This is a genomic window from Terrirhizobium terrae (genome assembly GCF_030323265.1).
Lineage (GTDB): Bacteria > Pseudomonadota > Alphaproteobacteria > Rhizobiales > Rhizobiaceae > Neorhizobium.
Map to the genome: position 1 here is coordinate 1,319,168 of NZ_CP104992.1, position 17,901 is coordinate 1,337,068.

Annotated in this window: 9 protein-coding genes and 5 pseudogenes; 4 read left to right on the forward strand and 10 right to left on the reverse strand. The window is 61.2% G+C overall.

Annotated elements, in window-relative coordinates; translation table 11 throughout:
* The first annotated feature begins 13 nt into the window (after positions 1-13).
* The 3 genes from N7E02_RS14245 (at position 14) to N7E02_RS14255 (ending at position 3,765) form a co-directional block, all read left to right on the forward strand.
* Positions 14-1,528: a tripartite tricarboxylate transporter permease gene (locus N7E02_RS14245; protein ID WP_286582688.1), complete on the forward strand. Its 1,515-nt coding sequence runs from the start codon at positions 14-16 to the stop codon at positions 1,526-1,528.
* Between the two features lie 42 nt (positions 1,529-1,570).
* Positions 1,571-2,953 (forward strand): NAD(P)H-dependent oxidoreductase, encoded by a 1,383-nt coding sequence (locus N7E02_RS14250; protein ID WP_286582691.1) that lies wholly within the window; start codon positions 1,571-1,573, stop codon positions 2,951-2,953.
* An 83-nt stretch (positions 2,954-3,036) separates the two neighbouring features.
* Positions 3,037-3,765, forward strand: coding sequence for a sulfite exporter TauE/SafE family protein (locus N7E02_RS14255; RefSeq protein ID WP_286582692.1), 729 nt, complete (start codon positions 3,037-3,039; stop codon positions 3,763-3,765).
* Between the two features lie 24 nt (positions 3,766-3,789).
* On the opposite strand, the gene N7E02_RS14260 is transcribed toward N7E02_RS14255, so the two are convergent.
* The 3 genes and pseudogenes from N7E02_RS14260 to N7E02_RS14270 form a co-directional block, all read right to left on the reverse strand.
* Positions 3,790-5,502 carry a dihydroxyacetone kinase family protein gene (locus N7E02_RS14260; RefSeq protein ID WP_286582694.1) on the reverse strand — a complete coding sequence of 571 codons (1,713 nt, stop codon included), beginning with the start codon at positions 5,500-5,502 and terminating at the stop codon, positions 3,790-3,792.
* A gap of 11 nt (positions 5,503-5,513) precedes the next feature.
* Positions 5,514-6,452, reverse strand: a complete 939-nt coding sequence (locus N7E02_RS14265; RefSeq protein ID WP_286582695.1) for a sugar phosphate isomerase/epimerase family protein — start codon at positions 6,450-6,452, stop codon at positions 5,514-5,516.
* Positions 6,453-6,633: 181 nt separating this feature from the next.
* Positions 6,634-7,622 (reverse strand): annotated as a pseudogene (locus N7E02_RS14270) (4-hydroxythreonine-4-phosphate dehydrogenase PdxA).
* A gap of 218 nt (positions 7,623-7,840) precedes the next feature.
* Here N7E02_RS14270 and N7E02_RS14275 point away from each other — a divergent pair.
* The gene (locus tag N7E02_RS14275) at positions 7,841-8,521 is read left to right on the forward strand and encodes a GntR family transcriptional regulator (protein WP_286582696.1); all 681 of its coding nucleotides are present in this window, start codon (positions 7,841-7,843) and stop codon (positions 8,519-8,521) included.
* A 98-nt stretch (positions 8,522-8,619) separates the two neighbouring features.
* On the opposite strand, the pseudogene N7E02_RS29730 reads toward N7E02_RS14275, so the two are convergent.
* The 7 genes and pseudogenes from N7E02_RS29730 to N7E02_RS14320 form a co-directional block, all read right to left on the reverse strand.
* Positions 8,620-10,364: pseudogene (locus N7E02_RS29730) on the reverse strand (glycerol-3-phosphate dehydrogenase/oxidase).
* Between the two features lie 40 nt (positions 10,365-10,404).
* On the reverse strand, positions 10,405-11,919 hold the full coding sequence (locus N7E02_RS14295; protein WP_286582701.1) for an FGGY-family carbohydrate kinase: 1,515 nt from the start codon (positions 11,917-11,919) through the stop codon (positions 10,405-10,407).
* Positions 11,920-11,973: 54 nt separating this feature from the next.
* Positions 11,974-12,730, reverse strand: a pseudogene (locus N7E02_RS14300) (DeoR/GlpR family DNA-binding transcription regulator).
* Between the two features lie 276 nt (positions 12,731-13,006).
* Positions 13,007-13,954 carry a D-ribose ABC transporter substrate-binding protein gene (locus N7E02_RS14305; RefSeq protein WP_286582703.1) on the reverse strand — a complete coding sequence of 316 codons (948 nt, stop codon included), beginning with the start codon at positions 13,952-13,954 and terminating at the stop codon, positions 13,007-13,009.
* A 112-nt stretch (positions 13,955-14,066) separates the two neighbouring features.
* Positions 14,067-15,118 (reverse strand): annotated as a pseudogene (locus N7E02_RS14310) (ABC transporter permease).
* Between the two features lie 116 nt (positions 15,119-15,234).
* Positions 15,235-16,775, reverse strand: a pseudogene (locus tag N7E02_RS14315) (sugar ABC transporter ATP-binding protein).
* Positions 16,772-17,428: a DUF2291 family protein gene (locus N7E02_RS14320; RefSeq protein ID WP_286582705.1), complete on the reverse strand. Its 657-nt coding sequence runs from the start codon at positions 17,426-17,428 to the stop codon at positions 16,772-16,774. Before N7E02_RS14320 ends, N7E02_RS14315 begins: the two are co-directional and overlap by 4 nt.
* Between the last annotated feature and the right edge of the window lie 473 nt (positions 17,429-17,901).

A 17,901-nucleotide genomic window follows, 5' to 3' on the forward strand; every position in this document is an offset into this window, starting at 1 on the left:
CCGGAGCTAGATCATGGAAAATTTCGAACTTCTCATGGGTGGCTTCGCCACCGCGCTGACGCCGATGCACATCGCATTGATGATCGTTGGCGTACTCCTCGGACTGATCGTCGGCGTCCTGCCCGGCCTCGGTGCGCCAAACGGCGTGTCACTGCTTATTCCGCTGACCTTCGCCATGGATCCTGTCTCCGCCATCATCCTGCTGGCGTCCATGTATTGGGGTGCGCTCTTCGGTGGCTCGACAACGTCTATCCTCTTCAACATTCCCGGTGAACCGAGTTCGGTGGCGACGACCTTCGATGGTTATCCGATGGCGAAGTCAGGGCAATCGACCAGAGCCTTGACACTCGCCTTCATGTCGGCCGGCATCGGCGCCTTCGTCGGCGTAGTCGTCATTACGCTTCTGTCCTCCTGGGCGGCACGTTTCGCACTTCGTTTCGGCGCGGCTGAATATTTTGCCGTCTATTTCCTCGCCTTCTGCGCCTTCATCGGCATGGGTAGCGCATCGCCGATCAAGACCGCCGTCTCGCTCAGCCTCGGCCTGCTTCTGTCCACCGTCGGCATGGATACGGTGACGGGATCGCTTCGCCTGACCTTCGGTTTCGATGCGCTTCTGAGCGGCGTCAGCTTCCTCGTCGTCGTCATCGGCCTCTTCGGTATCGGCGAACTTCTGGCAACCGTGCAGGACGGGTTGAAATTCCGGGGTGTAGCGTCTCGCATCGACCCGCGCGACGTCTTCAAGACCATGCTGGAACTGCCGAAATACATCACCACGATCATCCGCTCCTCGGCTGTCGGCGTATGGATGGGCATCACGCCAGGTGGTCCGACTGCGGCATCCTTCATGAGCTACGGCCTTGCACGCCAGTGGTCCAAACCCGGCGACAAGTTCGGCACGGGCCGTCCGGAAGGCATTGTCGCGCCGGAAACCGCCGACCACTCGGCCGGCTCCTGCGCCATGCTGCCGATGCTGGCACTCGGCGTTCCGAGCTCCGCAACCGCTGCAGTCATGATGGGGGGCCTGATGATCTGGGGCCTGACGCCCGGACCGATGCTCTTCACCAACCAGCCGGACTTCGTCTGGGGCCTGATCGCCAGCATGTATGTCGCCAATTTCGTCGGCGTCATCCTGGTCCTGCTGACGGTTCCCTTCTTCGCCGCGCTGCTCCGCATCCCCTTTGCCATCATCGGACCGATGATCGTGGCGATCTGCTTCGTCGGCGCCTATACGGTGGCGAACTCGACATCCGATCTCTGGCTCGTTCTGATCTTCGGTGTCGTCGGCTTCGTTTTCAACAAGCTGGAATTCCCGCTCGCACCGTTGGTTCTCGCCATGGTTCTCGGCAGCAAGGCGGAAAGCTCGTTCCACCAGTCGATGATTGCATCCGACGGTTCGCTCGGGATCTTCTTTTCGAACTATCTGGTCGGCACGATCATGACGATCGCTCTTGCGCTCCTCATCATTCCGCAGAGCCTGAAGTTCATCCAGTACCTCAAGAGCCACAAGAACGCGGACTCGGCTGCATAAGCCGGGTTCGCCCATCTTTCATTCGGTTTAGGAGGGGAACAGATGAACTATCATACCTACTTCGGCAAAAATGCCGCGCCGGTTGAATGCTGCATCGTCGGCACCGGCGGCTTCGGCCGCAGCTTCATCGCACAAAGCCTGAAGACGCCCCTGATCAGCACCCGCGTTGCCGTGGACCTGAAGGCGGAAACGGCGGCGGAAGTTCTGCGCGGCCTGGGCATCGATCCCGCAAAAATCGCACAATGCACAACTGCAAGCGAAGCAAAGACAGCTTGGGATGCGGGGCACTACATCGCGACCGCAGACCTTGCCACGGTCCTCGAGCTTCCGGTTTCGGTCGTTGTCGAGGCCACGGGCCACCCGGAAGCCGGCGCCAGACATTCCAGGCTTGCAGTCGATGCCGGCAAGCATGTCGCACTCGTCTCCAAGGAAGTCGACAGCGTCGTCGGTCCGGGCCTCGCATTGCGCGCACGCCGCAACAACGTAATCGTCACCCCCGTCGACGGTGATCAGCCGAGCTTGCTCATGGGACTGGTTACCTGGGCCGAAGTCCTCGGGCTTGAAATCATCGCTGCCGGCAAGGCCAGCGAATACGACTTCGTCTTCGATCCGAAGGAGAAGACGCTCAATTCCAACGGCAAGATCGCACCGGCACCGGACTTTGCCGACTGGATGGATCCCGCGACGACCGACCTCGCGACGATTGCCGCGAAGCGCTCTCAGATCGCTGCGGAGTTCCCGCAGCGTGCGGTGCCTGATCTTTGCGAGATGACGCTCGTCGCCAACGCCACCGGCTTCCTCGTCGACCGGGCCGACCTGCATGTCCCGATCGCGCGGATCACGGAGGTCGCGGATTTCTTCTCCTCGACGGAGAGCGGCGGATTGCTCGTTGCGCCCAAGGTACTCGATGTTTTCCATTGCCTTCGGCTTCCCGGTGAATTGAGCTTTGCCGGCGGTGTCTTCGTGACGGTTCGCTGCGACGACGCTGAGACCTGGCAGATGCTGGCCGAGAAGGGCCATGTCGTCAGCCGCAAGGGCGACGTTGCGATGCTCTACATCCCGCGCCATCTTCTCGGCGTGGAGGCGGCGACGAGCATTCTCGAAGTCGGCCTTCGCGGTGTCTCGAGCGGCGCCGTCGAGCCACGCCCGGTAATCGATCTGGTCGCCCATGCGGATGCCGATATCGCCGCCGGAACCGTGCTGACCGCAAGCGGTCACCATCACTCGATCGTCAACGTCTCGGCACGGATGATCCCGGCCGGGGCGCTGTCCGACGAAAAGCCCGTCCCCTTCTACCTCGCCGCCAATCGCACGCTGAAGCGCGCGGTCAAGGCGGGCCAGCCGATCCTCTGCGGCGACGTCGAACTCGACGAAACCTCCGAACTGCTTGCGCTGCGACGCGAGCAGGATAAAGCCTTCTTCTGACGCCTCCCAAGCGCCAGCGCAGCCGGCACAAGCCGGCTGCGCTCTTCCCATCGGCGTGACGCCAAACCTGCCGAGATCCCGCCTTGCTGTCCTACATCATCGTCTGCGCCATCGGTTTTGTTGCAGGATGCCTGAGTGGCGTGATCGGGACCGGCGCCAGCCTCATTCTTCTTCCCGTCCTCGTTCCGATGTTCGATCCGGCGCGCGCCATTCCCGTCATGGCGATCGCGGGACTAATGGCGAATGCGGCGCGGGTCATGGCATGGCATAGGGAGGTGAACTGGCGCGCGGTTCTCGCCTATTCGCTGCCCGGTGTGCCGGCGGCATCGCTCGGCGCTCTCAGCCTCGTCCATCTGCCGGCGGCGATCAGCGGCACGTTGCTTGGGGTCTTCATCATGCTGCTCGTGCCGTTCAAGCACTATATCCAGAAGCGCGACATCAAGATCGGCCTTGGCGGCCTGGCGGTTGCGGGTGCCGTGGTTGGCTTCCTGACGGGCATGTTCCTGTCTACCGGGCCACTCAGCATTCCGGCATTTCTCGCCTTCGGACTGGTCAAGGGCGCCTTCCTGTCGACGGAAGCCGCCTCCTCGATCTTCGTTCAGGCGGCAAAGGTGCTTACCTTCTACGAGGCGGGAGCACTGACCTGGGATCTCATGATCAGCGGTCTGATCATCGGCTCTTCGCTGATGGCGGGAACCTTCTTTTCGAAACGCTACGTCATCAGCATGTCGGCGCGGAATTTTCGTCTGATGATGGACGCCATTACCCTTGCATCGGGCCTGTGGCTGACACTTGTCGGACTGTTCGGCTGAACTCGAACAGCCCGACCTTGCCGCCTAGCGCCTTGCGGCGATGAAGCCTGCGGAAAGCTGTGCCACCATGGAAAGCGAGATCGCTCCGGCATCCGGGTGGCCGATGCTCTTCTCCGCCAGCGGACGGGCGCGTCCGAGACGCGGCGTCAGCGAAGCCGTTACCTTGGCCGCGGCTTCGGATGCATCGGCAGCAGCCTTCCAGGCTTCGGCCACGGACTTTCCGGCCGCGGTTTCGGCAGTCAGGGTTTCGACAAACGGAATGAGCGAGTCCACCAGCGTCTTGTCACCGGCACGCGCACGACCGAGGCGAGTGACGCCGTCCAGCGCCAGCCGAGCACCCTCGGCAATCGCTGCCTCGTTCGGCACGTCCGTATCGCTCAGCGCGTTGCTCCAGGACCGTAGAAGCAGACCCCAGATCGCACCGGATGTCCCGCCGGCCCTGTCGGCCCAGGCATCACCGCCAAGCGCAAGCGTCGTCTGTGCGCCAGCACCGGCAGACACGGCCGAAGCCATCGCCTTGGCCGCGGCGTCGGAGCCGCGCTGCATACCCTGTCCGTGGTCGCCGTCGCCGGCAATCGCGTCGATGCGGCCGAGTTCGGATTCCTTCTCCTTCAGCATTGCAGCGATCTGATTAAACAGGTCGCTGATGCAGGCCGCGGACTTGCGGGAGGCTTCGGATGCCGTCGGGATGACCGGCGCGGCTTCTTCGTCGACAATCACGTCGCTGCGCAGTTCTGCCACGTCAGGCCGACCGCGACGGAATGCCGGGGCATCGCAGGGCGCTGCCCAATAGCGTTCCAGTTCCTCGTCCAGCCAGGTCAGCGTCAGCGAGCAACCCTGCATGTCGAGGCTGGTAACGAATTCGCCGGCTTCCGGCTGAACGATCTCCAGGCCAGCGCCCTTCAGCTTTTTCTGTACCGCCGTCCAGAGAACGAAAAGCTCTTCATACTTGGTAGAACCAAGGCCGTTGAGCACGGCGGCAACACGCTTGCAGCCAGTCGGCTTTTCAGCCAGCAGCTTGTCCGCCAGCACATCCGCAAGGTCTGTCGCGCTGGCAATATCCTGCTCGCTGATGCCCGGCTCACCATGAATGCCGAGGCCGAGCGCCATGCGTCCCTTCGGCACCGTGAACAGCGGCTCCTTGGCACCCGGCAGCGTGCAGCCGGCGAAGGCGACACCAAACGAGACCGTGCGGTCATTGGCGTGACGGGCGACGCGTTCCACCTCATCGAGCGACAGGCCGGCTTCTGCCGCAGCACCCGCGATCTTGAAGACCATCAGGTCGCCGGCAATCCCGCGACGCTTGGCATGCTCATCGGCCGACGCGCTTGCGACATCGTCCGTCACCGCGATGATGCGAACATCTATGCCTTCGGCCCGCAGGCGTTCCGCAGCAACACCGAAATTCAGCACGTCACCGGCATAGTTGCCGAAGCCCAGGATGATGCCGCCACCGTTATGAGCCTGACGGCAGACGCGTGCAACGGCGGCCGTGGATGGGGAAGCGAACACGTCGCCAGCAACCGCGGCATCGGCCATGCCCTGGCCGACATAGCCGGCAAAAGCCGGATAGTGGCCGGATCCACCGCCAACGACAACGGAAACCTTGCCTTTCGGCACGGTCGTCGCGCGAACGACACCATTGCTGATCAGGCGTACGTGGTTCGGGTAGATCTGGCAGAAGCCGGCAAGCGCCGTCGCGGCGAACTCTTCGGGAGCGTCAAAGATCGTCGTCATAGTGGCAGTCCTCAATTACGCGGCAGAATGCGCCGGAGATAATCACGGTTGGCAGCGCTGACGGAAAGACCGTCACCACCGTAGTGCTCGCACAGGAACGGGGCATTGTAGCCATGTTCCAGCGCTAGCTTGATTGCCGTCCGATAATTGATCAAGCCCGATTCGAGCGGAACGGGATGGCTGGCGATCAGGCCCGTATTTTCGTCCTCAATCCGCATGTAGTTCTTCACATGCCAGTATTTCGCATAGGGAGCGACCTTCGTCATCATCTGCAGCCAGTGCTCGACTGGCCGATGAAGACGGATGAGATTGCCGAGGTCGGCATTGATGCCGACATTATCGAGGCCGACTTCCTGGACGAAACGGACGGAACTGTCCGCCGTACCGAGATAGGTGTCCTCATACATTTCGAGGGAAATCTCGACGCCGACTTCAGCGGCATGCTTGCCGAGTTCGGCGATGCGGGCGACCGCCTTGTTCCACGTCGCCGGATCGTCCGGGTTCTTTGCGCCCTGTTCGGTCCAGAACCAGAGTACACTTTTCTGTTTTTCGGTCAGCGGCTCGAAGAAGCCGAAGGAGACGCTGTGCGCGCCGATTTCGGCCGCCGTGTCGATGACGCGGTGGCTATAGGCCAGATAGTCATCACCGTGCTTTTCGTCGATGACGCTGCGACGCGATGTCGAGATGGCCGGGATGGTCATGCCGGCCTGCTTCACTACGTTGCAGAATTCACGGCGGCGCTCGGGCGACAGGTCGGCGACCCGGAGCCAGCTGTCGGTGGGATCGATCTCGGTAAAGCCTGCGTCGGCCACTTCGCCGACCGTGGCGGCCCATTCCTCGACGGACTGGTCCTGAACGGTACGACCATCCGGCAGCATGTTCGGATATTGAATCATGGCGGCCGCAATCGGCCAGGTTTCGCGCGTCCACTTGCGAGCGGAACTCGTCATTGTCATCCTCCAACCACGGCACCGCCGCGCCAGTCGGCGCGCGTCGCGGAAGCCGCAACACTTTGACATTGCGCATCGCCGGATCGGCAGTCGATTCCAACCGGCGTCATACGCCAGGCCCGCTTCCTCTCGGGCATGCAGAACCGGCCGCATAAGCGGCCGGTCAAGCTGATATTGTCGCTTAGGCGGCCTTGGAAGCCTGGCGCTGGCGGGCTGCCATGCGGGCAGCAGAAGCAGCGCTTCACGGGTGGCACCTATATCGGCAATACCCTTGCCGGCAATGTCATAGGCCGTGCCATGCGCCGGGGTGCAGAGCGCGAACGGCAGGCCGCCCATCATCGTCACGCCCTTATCGAAGCCCATCATCTTCATCGCGATCTGGCCCTGATCATGATACATGGTCAGAACGGCGTGATAGCCTTCCTTGAGGGCGCGCAGGAAAACGGTGTCGGCCGGGAAAGGACCATCGACATCGAAGCCGCGGGCCTTGGCTTCGGCGACGGCCGGCTCGATGATATCGATCTCTTCCATGCCGAAGCTGCCGCCGTCACCCGCATGCGGGTTGAGGCCGGCCACCGCGACGCGCGGCTTGTCGATACCGGAAGCCTTGAGGCAGGAGATCGTCAGATCCAACTCGGCCAGAATGCCTTCGACCGACAGATGGTTGGCAACTTCCTTGAGCGGGATATGCGAGCTGACACGTGCGTTCCAGACCTTTTCCAGAACGTTGAATTCGCGGATCTTGCCGGTGAAGTTGATGACGTCCGAGACGAAGCGGATTTCGTCATCATAGCCTGGATAGGCGTAGCGCATCGCCTTCTTGTTGAAAGGCGTGAAGCAGACGGCATCGGCCTTGCCTGCATGAGCCAGTTCCAGCGCGGTGCGGAAATTCTTGGTTGCAAACGTTCCGCCGGCGAGCGTCGCCTCACCGCGATCAACGTCTTCCGGGGCCAGATGCGCCAAGTCGACGAAAGCGTGCTTGGAACGGTCGAGACCGGCGAGGTCATCAAGCGAAGCCGATACGAGATCAAGCTCCACACCGGCTTCGCGGGCGCCCTTGTCGAGGATGCGGCGGTCGCCGATCGTGACGATGTAAGCCTTTTCCTTGATGTCGTCCAAGGCCAGAAGCTGGGCCGTCAATTCAGGGCTGATACCGGCGGGATCGCCCATGGCAAGCGCGATGACGGGACGGTTGTCGGATTGCTTGGTGATATCCAATGCTTTGTTCTCCTACCTCGATTGACGACGGTTTTAAGCCATCCGAGATCGGAGAACAAGTCTTTTGCATTTTGTATGCAGCATTTTTGTATTTGGAACGACCAGTGATCTGGTGTAACCCTTGAACAACCTTTCGATGAGCGTCTACGCTCCAGCAACTGAGCTTCGACATGAATGAAACTTTGCCCGCACCGCCTGCCTCGAACTCCGGACCGATCCAGCGGACGGCGCTGCACGATACGCTTGTCACCCGTCTGCGTGACATGATCATCGAGGGCGAGCTGGAGCCTGGCTCGCGTATGCATGAGAGCCAACTCGGCGAGCAGCTTGGCGTTTCGCGCACGCCTTTGCGCGAAGCGATCAAGTATCTTGCCAGCGAGGGACTGGTTGAACTCATCCCGAGCCGCGGTGCGATCGTCAAAAGGTTCAGCGGCAAGGATGTGCACGACATGCTCATCGTCCTGAAGAGCCTTGAGGAGCTTGCGGGCAACCTCGCCTGCGAAACGGCGACGGACGCGGAGATCGCCAAGGTCAGGCAATTGCATGACGAAATGCGTGCCTGCTACGACGCGAAGGATCGGCTGCGCTATTACAAGCTCAACCAGGCGATCCACACGGAAATCTGTCAGATCGCCCATAACCAGGCACTCAGCAGCATGCAGGCGCTGCTGCAGTCGCGCCTCAAGCGGATTCGCTTCATTGGCCACGAGGGCCCGGAAAAGTGGGCCGCTGCGATGGCAGAGCACGAAGAGATGATCGTCGCCCTCGAAGCCCGCGACGGCAAGGCGCTGTCCAAAGTTCTGGGCCGCCATCTCATGAACGCCTGGCAGCGAGTGAAGGACGCCATCTAGCCATTGATTCAGTGGCATGACGAGGTCGGTCCGGACGCAATCCGATTGAGGCCACCCGGCGTCAATAATAGCGGTGACGGCGCTTCTCTCAGGCCCTGCTATTCCACTGCCGAAGCAGAAACCGTACCCAGTTCGGGAGACTTCTTCCTGCCTGTCAGTGTCTGGCCATGGAAGCGGTCGAGCTGCGTGACGACATCGTCGATTTCCGACGCTGTTCGTTCCGCATCCCACGCCAAAGCCGTACCCGCGATGTTTGCGATCTCTCTCAGGCCTTCGAGCGTCAGCCGCCCTTCGATGGCGATCGTCGTGCGCCGGAGCACGATGTCCGACAGATGGACGACCATTTCGTTTCGAGTAATCCAGTCGATTTCGTGGAAGCTGTAGTCCGGCGCGCCCGAGAGGCGCCGCTCGTCACCGTATGCCGAAGATGCTGAAAGGAGGGCTGCGGCGGTCGTACCATACCGGCCAAGCAATTGAGCTGTACGTTCGGCAGACACACCGGCCTTCTCGGCGACGCCACTCACCCAGCCGCCGCGCGCCTCTTCATTCGTGGGAAAATCCTTGCCGCCGCCGATCGCGAGATAGCGGGTCGATTGCGTGCGGGACCGCTGCAGACGTGAGAGCACCGTGTCGGCAACTTCCTCCGCAAAGCCGCGAAACGTCGTCCATTTGCCCCCGACCAGCGAGACGATCGGAAACGGCCGGCCGGATTCCGGCTCCTTGACCGGTGCGGAGTGATCGCGGCTGATCAGGCCAGGCGCGGTCGCATCCGAAGCCGGCAGCGGCCGGATGCCGCTATAGCTGTAGACGACTTGGTCGCGGTCGAATGTGAGGCTCGGCAGCAGCGAACGGACGCTTTCCAGGAAATAGTCGGTCTCCGGCTCCTCGCAGCGGACATTGTCGGGATCATCCGCCGGAATATCCGTCGAGCCGACAAGCGCCAGGCCGAGATAGCCGTAGACGAGACAGATGCGACCGTCATCCGCTTCGAAATAGATCATGTGGCCGTTGAGGCTCTTCACCAGCTCCGGGTGATCGAGCAGGATATGCGATCCTTTGGTCCCACCGATCAGCTTCGATGGGCTGCCGAGTGCCGCATTGACGTGATCGATCCATGGACCTGCAGCGTTGACGACCAGCTTGGGCGTGATAGCAAACTCGCGGCCATCCGGCCGACGATAGGTCACGCGACCGTCCCGGCTCTCCACCAGTGTCGCAAAATTCGCAGCAACGCTCTTTTCATTCGCCTGAAGCCCGTCGCTGACGAGCTCGTAGACCAGCCGCTCCGGCCGGCTCACCTTCGCGTCGTAATAGATGCCACCGGCGACGATCGCCGGCGTGACATGCGGCATTTCCCGCCGCGCCTTGCCTTTAGGATCAGCCGATGGCGTGGCATGACCTTGTCGCGCGAGCCGTAGAAATCGTAGAGCCCGAGCCCGATCTTGATGAGAATGGCACCGCGGCTGCGCGGCGCGGTCTTGGAGCCGAACAATGTACGCAGGGCAGCCCAAATGCCGCGCGTCCATGAAAACACCGGAATGAAGGTCGGCAACGGCTCGACGCAATGGGGGGCATTCTTGAGAAGCAGATTGCGCTCCAGCGTCGATTGGGCGACGAGCCCGAACTCGCCGGTTTCGAGATATTTCAATCCGCCATGAATGAGCCGCGACGGCGCGGCACTGGTGCCCGAGCCGAAATCCGCCTTGTCGACGATAGCGCAGTTGATGCCCTGGACCGAAAGGTCGCGAAACAGCCCCGCGCCATTGATGCCGGCGCCGATGATGAGAACATCGATATCCGTCTCTTGGAGGTTGTCGAAGCGCGTTTGCAGATCGGCTGTCATGTCTTTTCGTCCTGAATATATGTCTTTCGGGCTTGGCGGCTCAACTCGCCAATGCCCCAATCTTCGGCCACAACGGTGCCATCGTCTCGGCGATCTCGCAGAAGATCCGATAGCGTCTTTCCATGTCAGCGCTGCGTGCGGCATCCGGCTGATAGGTCTTTGCAACACGCTCGATATCGCGCGGATCGCTCTGCGGATCGGCGTAGATGCCGGCACCGGATCCAGCACACAGGGCGGCGCCCCAGGCCGCAGCCTCGTCGGTCTCCGTTACCGTGACCGGCATGGCCAAAACGTCAGCGAACAGCTGCGCGACAACAGGATTACGGGAAACGCCGCCGGTCAGGCTCGCCCTGTCGAATGCAAAACCGTCGCGGAGCGCGTCAACATGGATACGGTGATTGAAGGCTATACCCTCCAGCACGGCGCGTAGCATATCACCCCGATCATGCCAGCCACCGAGGCCGAAGAAGCTCGCACTCGCCGCGGCGCCATAGGGTGAGCCGAACAGGAAGGGATGGAACAGGACTGTCGACGGCCGCTCGAAGGCGGCGTCGATTTCCGGCCCGAGGAGTGCATGGATCGAAATGCCATCCGCCTCGCCACTGGCCCGATCGGCGCCGCAGAGCGTGTCCAGAAACCATTCGTAGTTTGCCGACGATGCCGGTGAGATCGACATATTATTCCAGGTACCCGGCGCGATTCCGTTGCGGCAGAACCAGCGCTTGTCGACCAAGGGCTCCGCAGACAAGGTCTCGTTGATGGAATAGGTGCCGGCCACCACCGCAACCGTACCTTGAGCATAGTGCCCTGCCCCGAGCGCCGAGGCCATGACGTCGTGCACGCCAGCAACGACAGCCGTTCCTTCGGCGAGCCCGGTCCGCTGCGCAGCTTCGTGCGTTACCCGGCCAACGATCCTGTCGGATTGGGAAACCGGCGGAAGCGCGTGAGCAAGCTGCTTGAGACCGAATAGCTCGAGCGCCTCGTCGCTGTAGTCTTGCGTCCGGACATCGGTGAACGATGTGCTCGCCTCCGTTCGATCGGTCCCGATGACGCCTGACAGGCAGAAGGTCAGCCAGTCCTTGCAGCTCATCGCATGGGCGATGCGACCGAACCGCTCCGGCTTTTCTTCGCGCATGAATGCGAGCAGAGCAGACGGAGCCGAAACATGCGGCACCTGTCCGGTGATACCGATAGAGCGATCGGATACGCCATTCGCTTGCCACCGATCGACGATGCTGCCGGCTCTGCTATCGAGCGACAGGATGGCGCGTCCGAGCGGTCTTTTATCACGATCAGCAAGATAGATCCCATCACCATGGGCCGTGGCCGCGATCGCCTGGATGTCGCTGGCCGGTCGCCCGCTGAGTGCGATCGCTTCCCTGATCGCGTCGGCCGTCGCGCTCCAGAGCTCATCCATGTCGCGCTCGACATGATGCGGCTTCGGCATGAACTGCGTCACCTTGCGTCTGGCGACGGCAAGCTGCGTACCATCAATATCGAAGATGACGGCCTTGGTTACGGTCAGGCCACTGTCGATCCCAAGCAAACTCGGCATTATGCCTTACGCCTCGCAATGAGCCAGTAGCGGTCCGCTTGGTCATGACCTCGATCATGAACGGGCGGCAGCACTCCTGGCGACAACTACATCAATATTCTTTGCCCGCATCCGATCGATCTGCTCGAGCGGAAGCTTGTCGTCGACGATGACGACATCGAATTCTTCCAGCGCCGCGAAGCTGTGAAGCGCCCGCCGCTCGAATTTGGTATGGTCGGCAAGCAGGATACGCTTGACGGAACAGTCGAACATCGCGCGCTTGGTATCGATCGTTTCCGGCGATTGGTGGAGCACGACGCCATCGCTGATCGCCGACATGGAGATGAAGGCGATATCGGCCCTCAATGCCTTGATCTCGCTGATTGTCATGCGCCCCATGAAAGCGTTGCACCAGCTGTAATACTGGCCACCGAGCGCGAGCAGCGTCACGTCATGCGCGCCCGTCAACGCATTCATCAATGTCAGGGAATTGGTAATCGCCGTAATCGGCGCCTTCGAGGTCAGATGCGGCACCATCTGCAGAACCGTCGTCGAGATCGTCCAAGAAAATAGCCTGCCCCGGCTCGACGAACTGCATGGCCGCCGCTGCGATGAGCTTCTTCTCGCTCGCCTGGCGGTTCGAACGATAGACGTCGCTGGATTCGATCAGATTGGTCGCAGCGGCCGTGACGATGCCGCGGGTCTTGCGGAAGAGGCCGCGGCTCACAAGCTCGTCGACGTCGCGATGCGCCGTCATCAGGCTGATGCCGAACCGGTCGGTGAGATCCTCGATCCGCATCGAGCCTTCGCTCATGACAGCCTCGGCGATCATGCGGCGGCGTGCAACCTGCCGCGTCTGACGGCTATCGCTCGTCAGCTCTTCGAGGAGATCTTCGCCCTGGCTGGATTTCTCTTTCACGGATCACCCCTGTCGCTGAATTCGATCTCACCGCTTCGTACAGTGATTGCCTGACTGAGGCAAAAGGCGGCGAAGCGGATGGGGAAAGCATCAATGATGCTTCATTCCGGTGAGATCGCGCATTCAGCGGTAGATACCGCAGGATGGATGGCAGGCGCCCCCAAAAATGGAGCGCCTGCCATGAGTACATTACTGTTCGAGGACGAACGGCGCCGTATACTTGTCGACATTGTCCTTGGTGATCAGGAAGCAATCGAAGAGCTGCTTTTCGCTGTCCACGCCGGTCTTGCCGGTTTTGATCACGCTGTCAGCCTGCTTGACCGCTTCTTCGGAGAAGATCGCAACCGGCTGCAGAACCGTGTACTGCAAGTCGCCGGCCTTGATGGCGGCGACTGCATCCGGCGAACCGTCGAAACCGCCAACCTTGACGTCCTTCAGCTTGCCGGCTTCCTTCAGCGCGGCGATCGCGCCGAGTGCCATTTCGTCATTGCCGGAAATGACGCCGTTGATATCCGGATTGGCCTGCAAGAGGGACTGCATCTTGTTGTGACCCTGGGTACGATCCCAGTTCGCAACTTCCTGGCCGGACTTCTGCAGGTCAGGATACTGCGTCAGCACGGTCTCGTAACCGTTGGAGCGTGTTGCCGCGTTGTTATCCGACGGAGAACCGAAGAGCTCGACGTACTTGCCTTTGTCGCCGACCGCTTCGACCCACTGCTGCGCACCGATGGCGGCGCCCTGCGCATTGTTGGAAACGAGCTGCGCCTTGGCGAGGCCTTCCTGGTTGATCTCGGCATTGACGAGAATGACCGGAATGCCGGCGGCAACGGCCTTCTTCACCGCACCGACGGAACCGTCGGCATTGGCCGGATCGAGAATGATCGCGACCGACTTGTTGGTGATGGCCGTATCGATCAGGTTGCTTTCGGTGTTGGTGTCACCCTTGTGGGCACCGACGGTCGCGGTATAGCCGAGCTTTTCGGCTGCAGCCTTGGCGACATTGCCTTCGGTCAGCCAGTAAGGGTTGGACGGATCATTGACGATGATCGTCATCATTCCGGCAGCCCAGGCGGAGCCCATCAGCAAAGGTGTGACAGCCGCAGCTGCCATGATAACGCGCATGCCTTTCTTGAACATAATCTCTCTCCCGTTGAGTCGTTTGGTTTAACCGGTTTCCCGGCGGTGCTTTCCGCAATCGGCTTTTGCGCGATGGAGCCTGCCGTCGTGGATAAGTCTGCTTGGTCGCCGATCAGGATGACGGAGCGCGGCGGCCGTATTGGATGCTGTTCATCAGGACGGCGAGGACGATCACCGCGCCGGTAAAGACGGTCTGCCAGTAGGCGGAGACGCCGATGATCACGAGGCCGTCCGACAGGAAGCCGATGACGAAGGCGCCGAGCATCGTGCCGCGGATCGTGCCGCGCCCCCGGTCAGCGCAGCGCCGCCGATGACGACCGCCGCAATTGCAGTCAGCTCGTAGGTCGTGCCGGCGGTCGGACCGGCAGAGGTCAGCTGCGACGACAGGACAAGGCCTGCAATGGATGCGCAGATGCCCGACAGGACATAGACCAGAACCTTGACGCGATTGACCGGGACGCCGGAGAGTTCCGCGGCGCGCTCGTTGCCGCCCGAAGCATAGAGCCAGCGGCCGAAGGCGGTGCGGCTCAGCACGATGCCGCAGATGATCGCCAGCACGGCCAGAACGATGACGCCGATCGGAATTCCGGCAAGGCGGTTGAAGCCGAGCCAGTCGAAGCCTGTATTGCCGAGTTCGGGACGGCCGCCGAGATTGTTGTAGGTCAGGCCGTTGGTCATCAGCAGCGCAATACCGCGTGCGACGTAGAGAACACCGAGCGAGGCGACGAAGGCAGGGACCTTAAAGTACGCGATCAGGACACCGTTGACTGCGCCGACCAGCGCGCCGAATGCGCAGGTGACGACAACGACTGCCCAGACCGGCAGATAGAGGATGATGCCGAACTGCTCGAGCGTCACGCCCTGCATCAGGAAGCCGGCGATACATCCGGCAAGGCCAAGCGTCGAGCCGACCGACAGGTCGATGCCGCCATTCAGGATGACCAGCAGCATGCCGATCGCCAGGATGCCGAAGATCGCCACATGCGAGGCCATGGTCAGGAAGTTGTTGACCGAGAAATAGTAGGGCGACAGGAAGGAGAAGACCGCAATGATGACGATCAGCGCGAAGAATGCACGCCCTTCCAGGAGCAGGTGCACGAAGTTGATCTTGCGTTTCTGCCCGTTCGCGGCTGACTTGCTATCGGTGACATTCGTGACTGACATGATCAGCTCTCCATATTCCGGGCCGGAGCAATTCCAGCAAAGTGGAAACCGGCTTTGCATCCGGAATTGCATAAGATCAAAGAGTTAGAGCCTTGCCGGCAATCGCCTGCGAGGCTTTAGTGCGCGACCATGGCTTCGCCGGAGGCGGCCATGATCTTTTCTTTGTCACGCTCGAGTCGAACTCAGCCGATATCCTGCCGCGATGCATGACGATGATGCGGTGCGCGATGCTGAGGCATTCGTTGACTTCAGACGTCGAGTAGATGACCGCCAAGCCCTGCTTGGCGCGTTCCGCCAGCAGCTTGAAGACTTCTGCCTTGGCGCCGATGTCGATCCCGCGGCTCGGTTCGTCGAGCAGGATGACCTTCGGCTGCGTGGCGAGCATCTTGCCGATGACGACCTTCTGCTGGTTGCCGCCGGACAGGGAGCCGATCGCAGCACCGCCGCCATCTGTCTTCACATGCACTCGGCGGATGGCCTCATCGACAAGGCCGCGCTCACGGCTGCCGGACGTGAAGAGGCCCTTGGTGAAGGTGCCGATGCTGGCAAGCGACAGGTTGGAACCGACCGACATCGTCTGTACGAGACCATCCCGCTGGCGGTCTTCCGGCACGAGAACGAGGCCACTGGCGATACGCGCGGCGATGCTGAGCCCGCCGACATCCTCGCCTTCGAGCAATACGCGACCGCCGCTGGCGCTCAGCCGACCGGCAACGCATTCCAGCAATTCCGTGCGCCCTGCCCCCATCAGCCCGTAGATGCAGACGATCTCGCCGGCGCGAACATCGAGCGACAGCCGGTCGACGGCGTTATAGGCAGCGCCGGACGGGCCGGGAACGGAGAGAGCTTCAATGGAGAGCGCCACTGCGCCGAACTGGCTGTCCGGCGGGCTGCCGAGATCGAAATTGTCGCCGACCATGTTGCGGACGATCCATTCGAGATCGATCTCCTCGCGCTTGGCATAGGCCGTCATCCTGCCGTCGCGCAGCACCACCGCATGATCGGTGATCTGCAGCGCTTCTTCGAGATGGTGCGATATGTAGACGATCGACACGCCGCGATCGGTCAGGTCATGGATGACCTTGAACAGGACCTCGACTTCGGTTGCGCTCAAGGCCGATGTCGGCTCATCCATGATCAGGATGCGTGAATTGACCGAAAGGGCGCGGGCGATTTCGACGATCTGCTGCTGGCCGAGGCGCAGGTCCTCGACCGGCGTCAGCGGATCGATGTCCTCCTCCAATTCCTCCATCAGGAGACGCGTCTGCCGCTCTTCTTCGGCAAAGTCGACCGCTCCACCCTTGATGATCTCGCGGCCCATGAAAATGTTGTCGCGGACGCTGAGATTGGGCGCGAGGCTGAGCTCTTGGTGGATGATGGAAATGCCGCAATCGCGTGCATGGGTCGAAGAGTTGAAGCTGATCGGCGCACCGTCGAGGATGATTTCTCCCGAGGTCGGGCGCACCACGCCGGACAGGATCTTCATCAGCGTCGACTTGCCGGCACCGTTTTCGCCGAACAGCGTCGTCACCTGGCCACGATGGATGTCGAAATTGACGCCTTTCAGCGCATGTACGCTTCCATAGGACTTGGCGACATCGCGGGCGGCGAGAACGACTTCACGTTGATCGACTGGGGCGGGGCTCGGCGCGCTCATTTGACTTCGACCTTCACCGGCGTGACGAGCCAGTTCTTCGGGTTGATCAGCTTGAAGACGCCGACGACGGTGGCCGACTTTCCGTCAAGCGTATCGACGTCGAGATTGCCGAGAACCACCTTCTTCATCTCGTTATTGATGGCCGAGCCGGCGTCTTGGTACTGGATCTGGTTGGTGAACTGGCCGAACTCGATCGTTCCCGTGGCATCGCGGAGGTCCGTGCCATTGACCGCAGGGCCGGTCTGGACACGGACCACCGTCTCGGGAGGTAGGCCATCGATCTTCATTTCATTGATGCTGGATTTGCGCGTCGAAAATGTGCCGGTCAGTGTGACGGGAATGACCGGGCCGGTGCTGGTGGCAATTCCGTACTTCTCGCCCGCTGCCTTCTTGTCGGCCGTGATCGCAGTCGCAAGCTCGTTTGCGGCAACCGCACGCTTTTCGACATCCGCCTGGATCTTCGGGAACTGCTCGGCGCCGTAGCTCTCGGGCGAAAACGCCTGCTTCCTGACATCGCTTTCAGAGCCGATCGCAACGACCTTGGTGTCGAGCGCAATGGCACCGACCACGGCAACCGCAAACACCGCGCTGACGATGAGCTTGAGGTTGCCGCTTGATGGCTTGCGGGCTGCCTGGGCTGGCTGTGTACTCATGATCGTACGGCCTTCCGGTTTTGAACTGATCTCTAGGGGAGTTAGCGCGATGCCCGACGCAACGGCGTGAGCGCAGCCGCCGGCATCGGCGAGCAAGCCGATCGGGCAATCAGGGAAACGCTGTTCTGGATAACCATCCGCATCAACCTCCTCCTTCGCAGAACCGGCGCTTGTCTCCTCCAATCGCCTGGCCTGCCATTTCCACCCGGAACACGGACCCGTGATAGAAATATGTTATTTATGACGGAAAGACTGTTATAATAATTGGCAGTTGTCAACGGCCGTTTTGTCGTATTTTGCTCAGATCGCCTAACTGTGATGCAACTGAGCTATCGCTGCAGCGCAGCATATTTTGCGATTGCAGCAGGACTCATTCGCACGGGCGAGGCTCAAATTGCCTCCATAAATCAATGATTATTAATAATAAAAATGGGGTCGCCGGAACCGTCAGCTTTACCTGTCCGCGCATGTGG

Coding starts and splice junctions, on each gene's coding strand:
- N7E02_RS14305 (WP_286582703.1), bottom strand. CDS start 13,954: ATGTTCAAGAAAGGCATGCGCGTTATCATGGCAGCTGCGGCTGTCACA.
- N7E02_RS14320 (WP_286582705.1), bottom strand. CDS start 17,428: ATGAGTACACAGCCAGCCCAGGCAGCCCGCAAGCCATCAAGCGGCAAC.
- N7E02_RS14245 (WP_286582688.1), top strand. CDS start 14: ATGGAAAATTTCGAACTTCTCATGGGTGGCTTCGCCACCGCGCTGACG.
- N7E02_RS14265 (WP_286582695.1), bottom strand. CDS start 6,452: ATGACGAGTTCCGCTCGCAAGTGGACGCGCGAAACCTGGCCGATTGCG.
- N7E02_RS14260 (WP_286582694.1), bottom strand. CDS start 5,502: ATGACGACGATCTTTGACGCTCCCGAAGAGTTCGCCGCGACGGCGCTT.
- N7E02_RS14250 (WP_286582691.1), top strand. CDS start 1,571: ATGAACTATCATACCTACTTCGGCAAAAATGCCGCGCCGGTTGAATGC.
- N7E02_RS14275 (WP_286582696.1), top strand. CDS start 7,841: ATGAATGAAACTTTGCCCGCACCGCCTGCCTCGAACTCCGGACCGATC.
- N7E02_RS14295 (WP_286582701.1), bottom strand. CDS start 11,919: ATGCCGAGTTTGCTTGGGATCGACAGTGGCCTGACCGTAACCAAGGCC.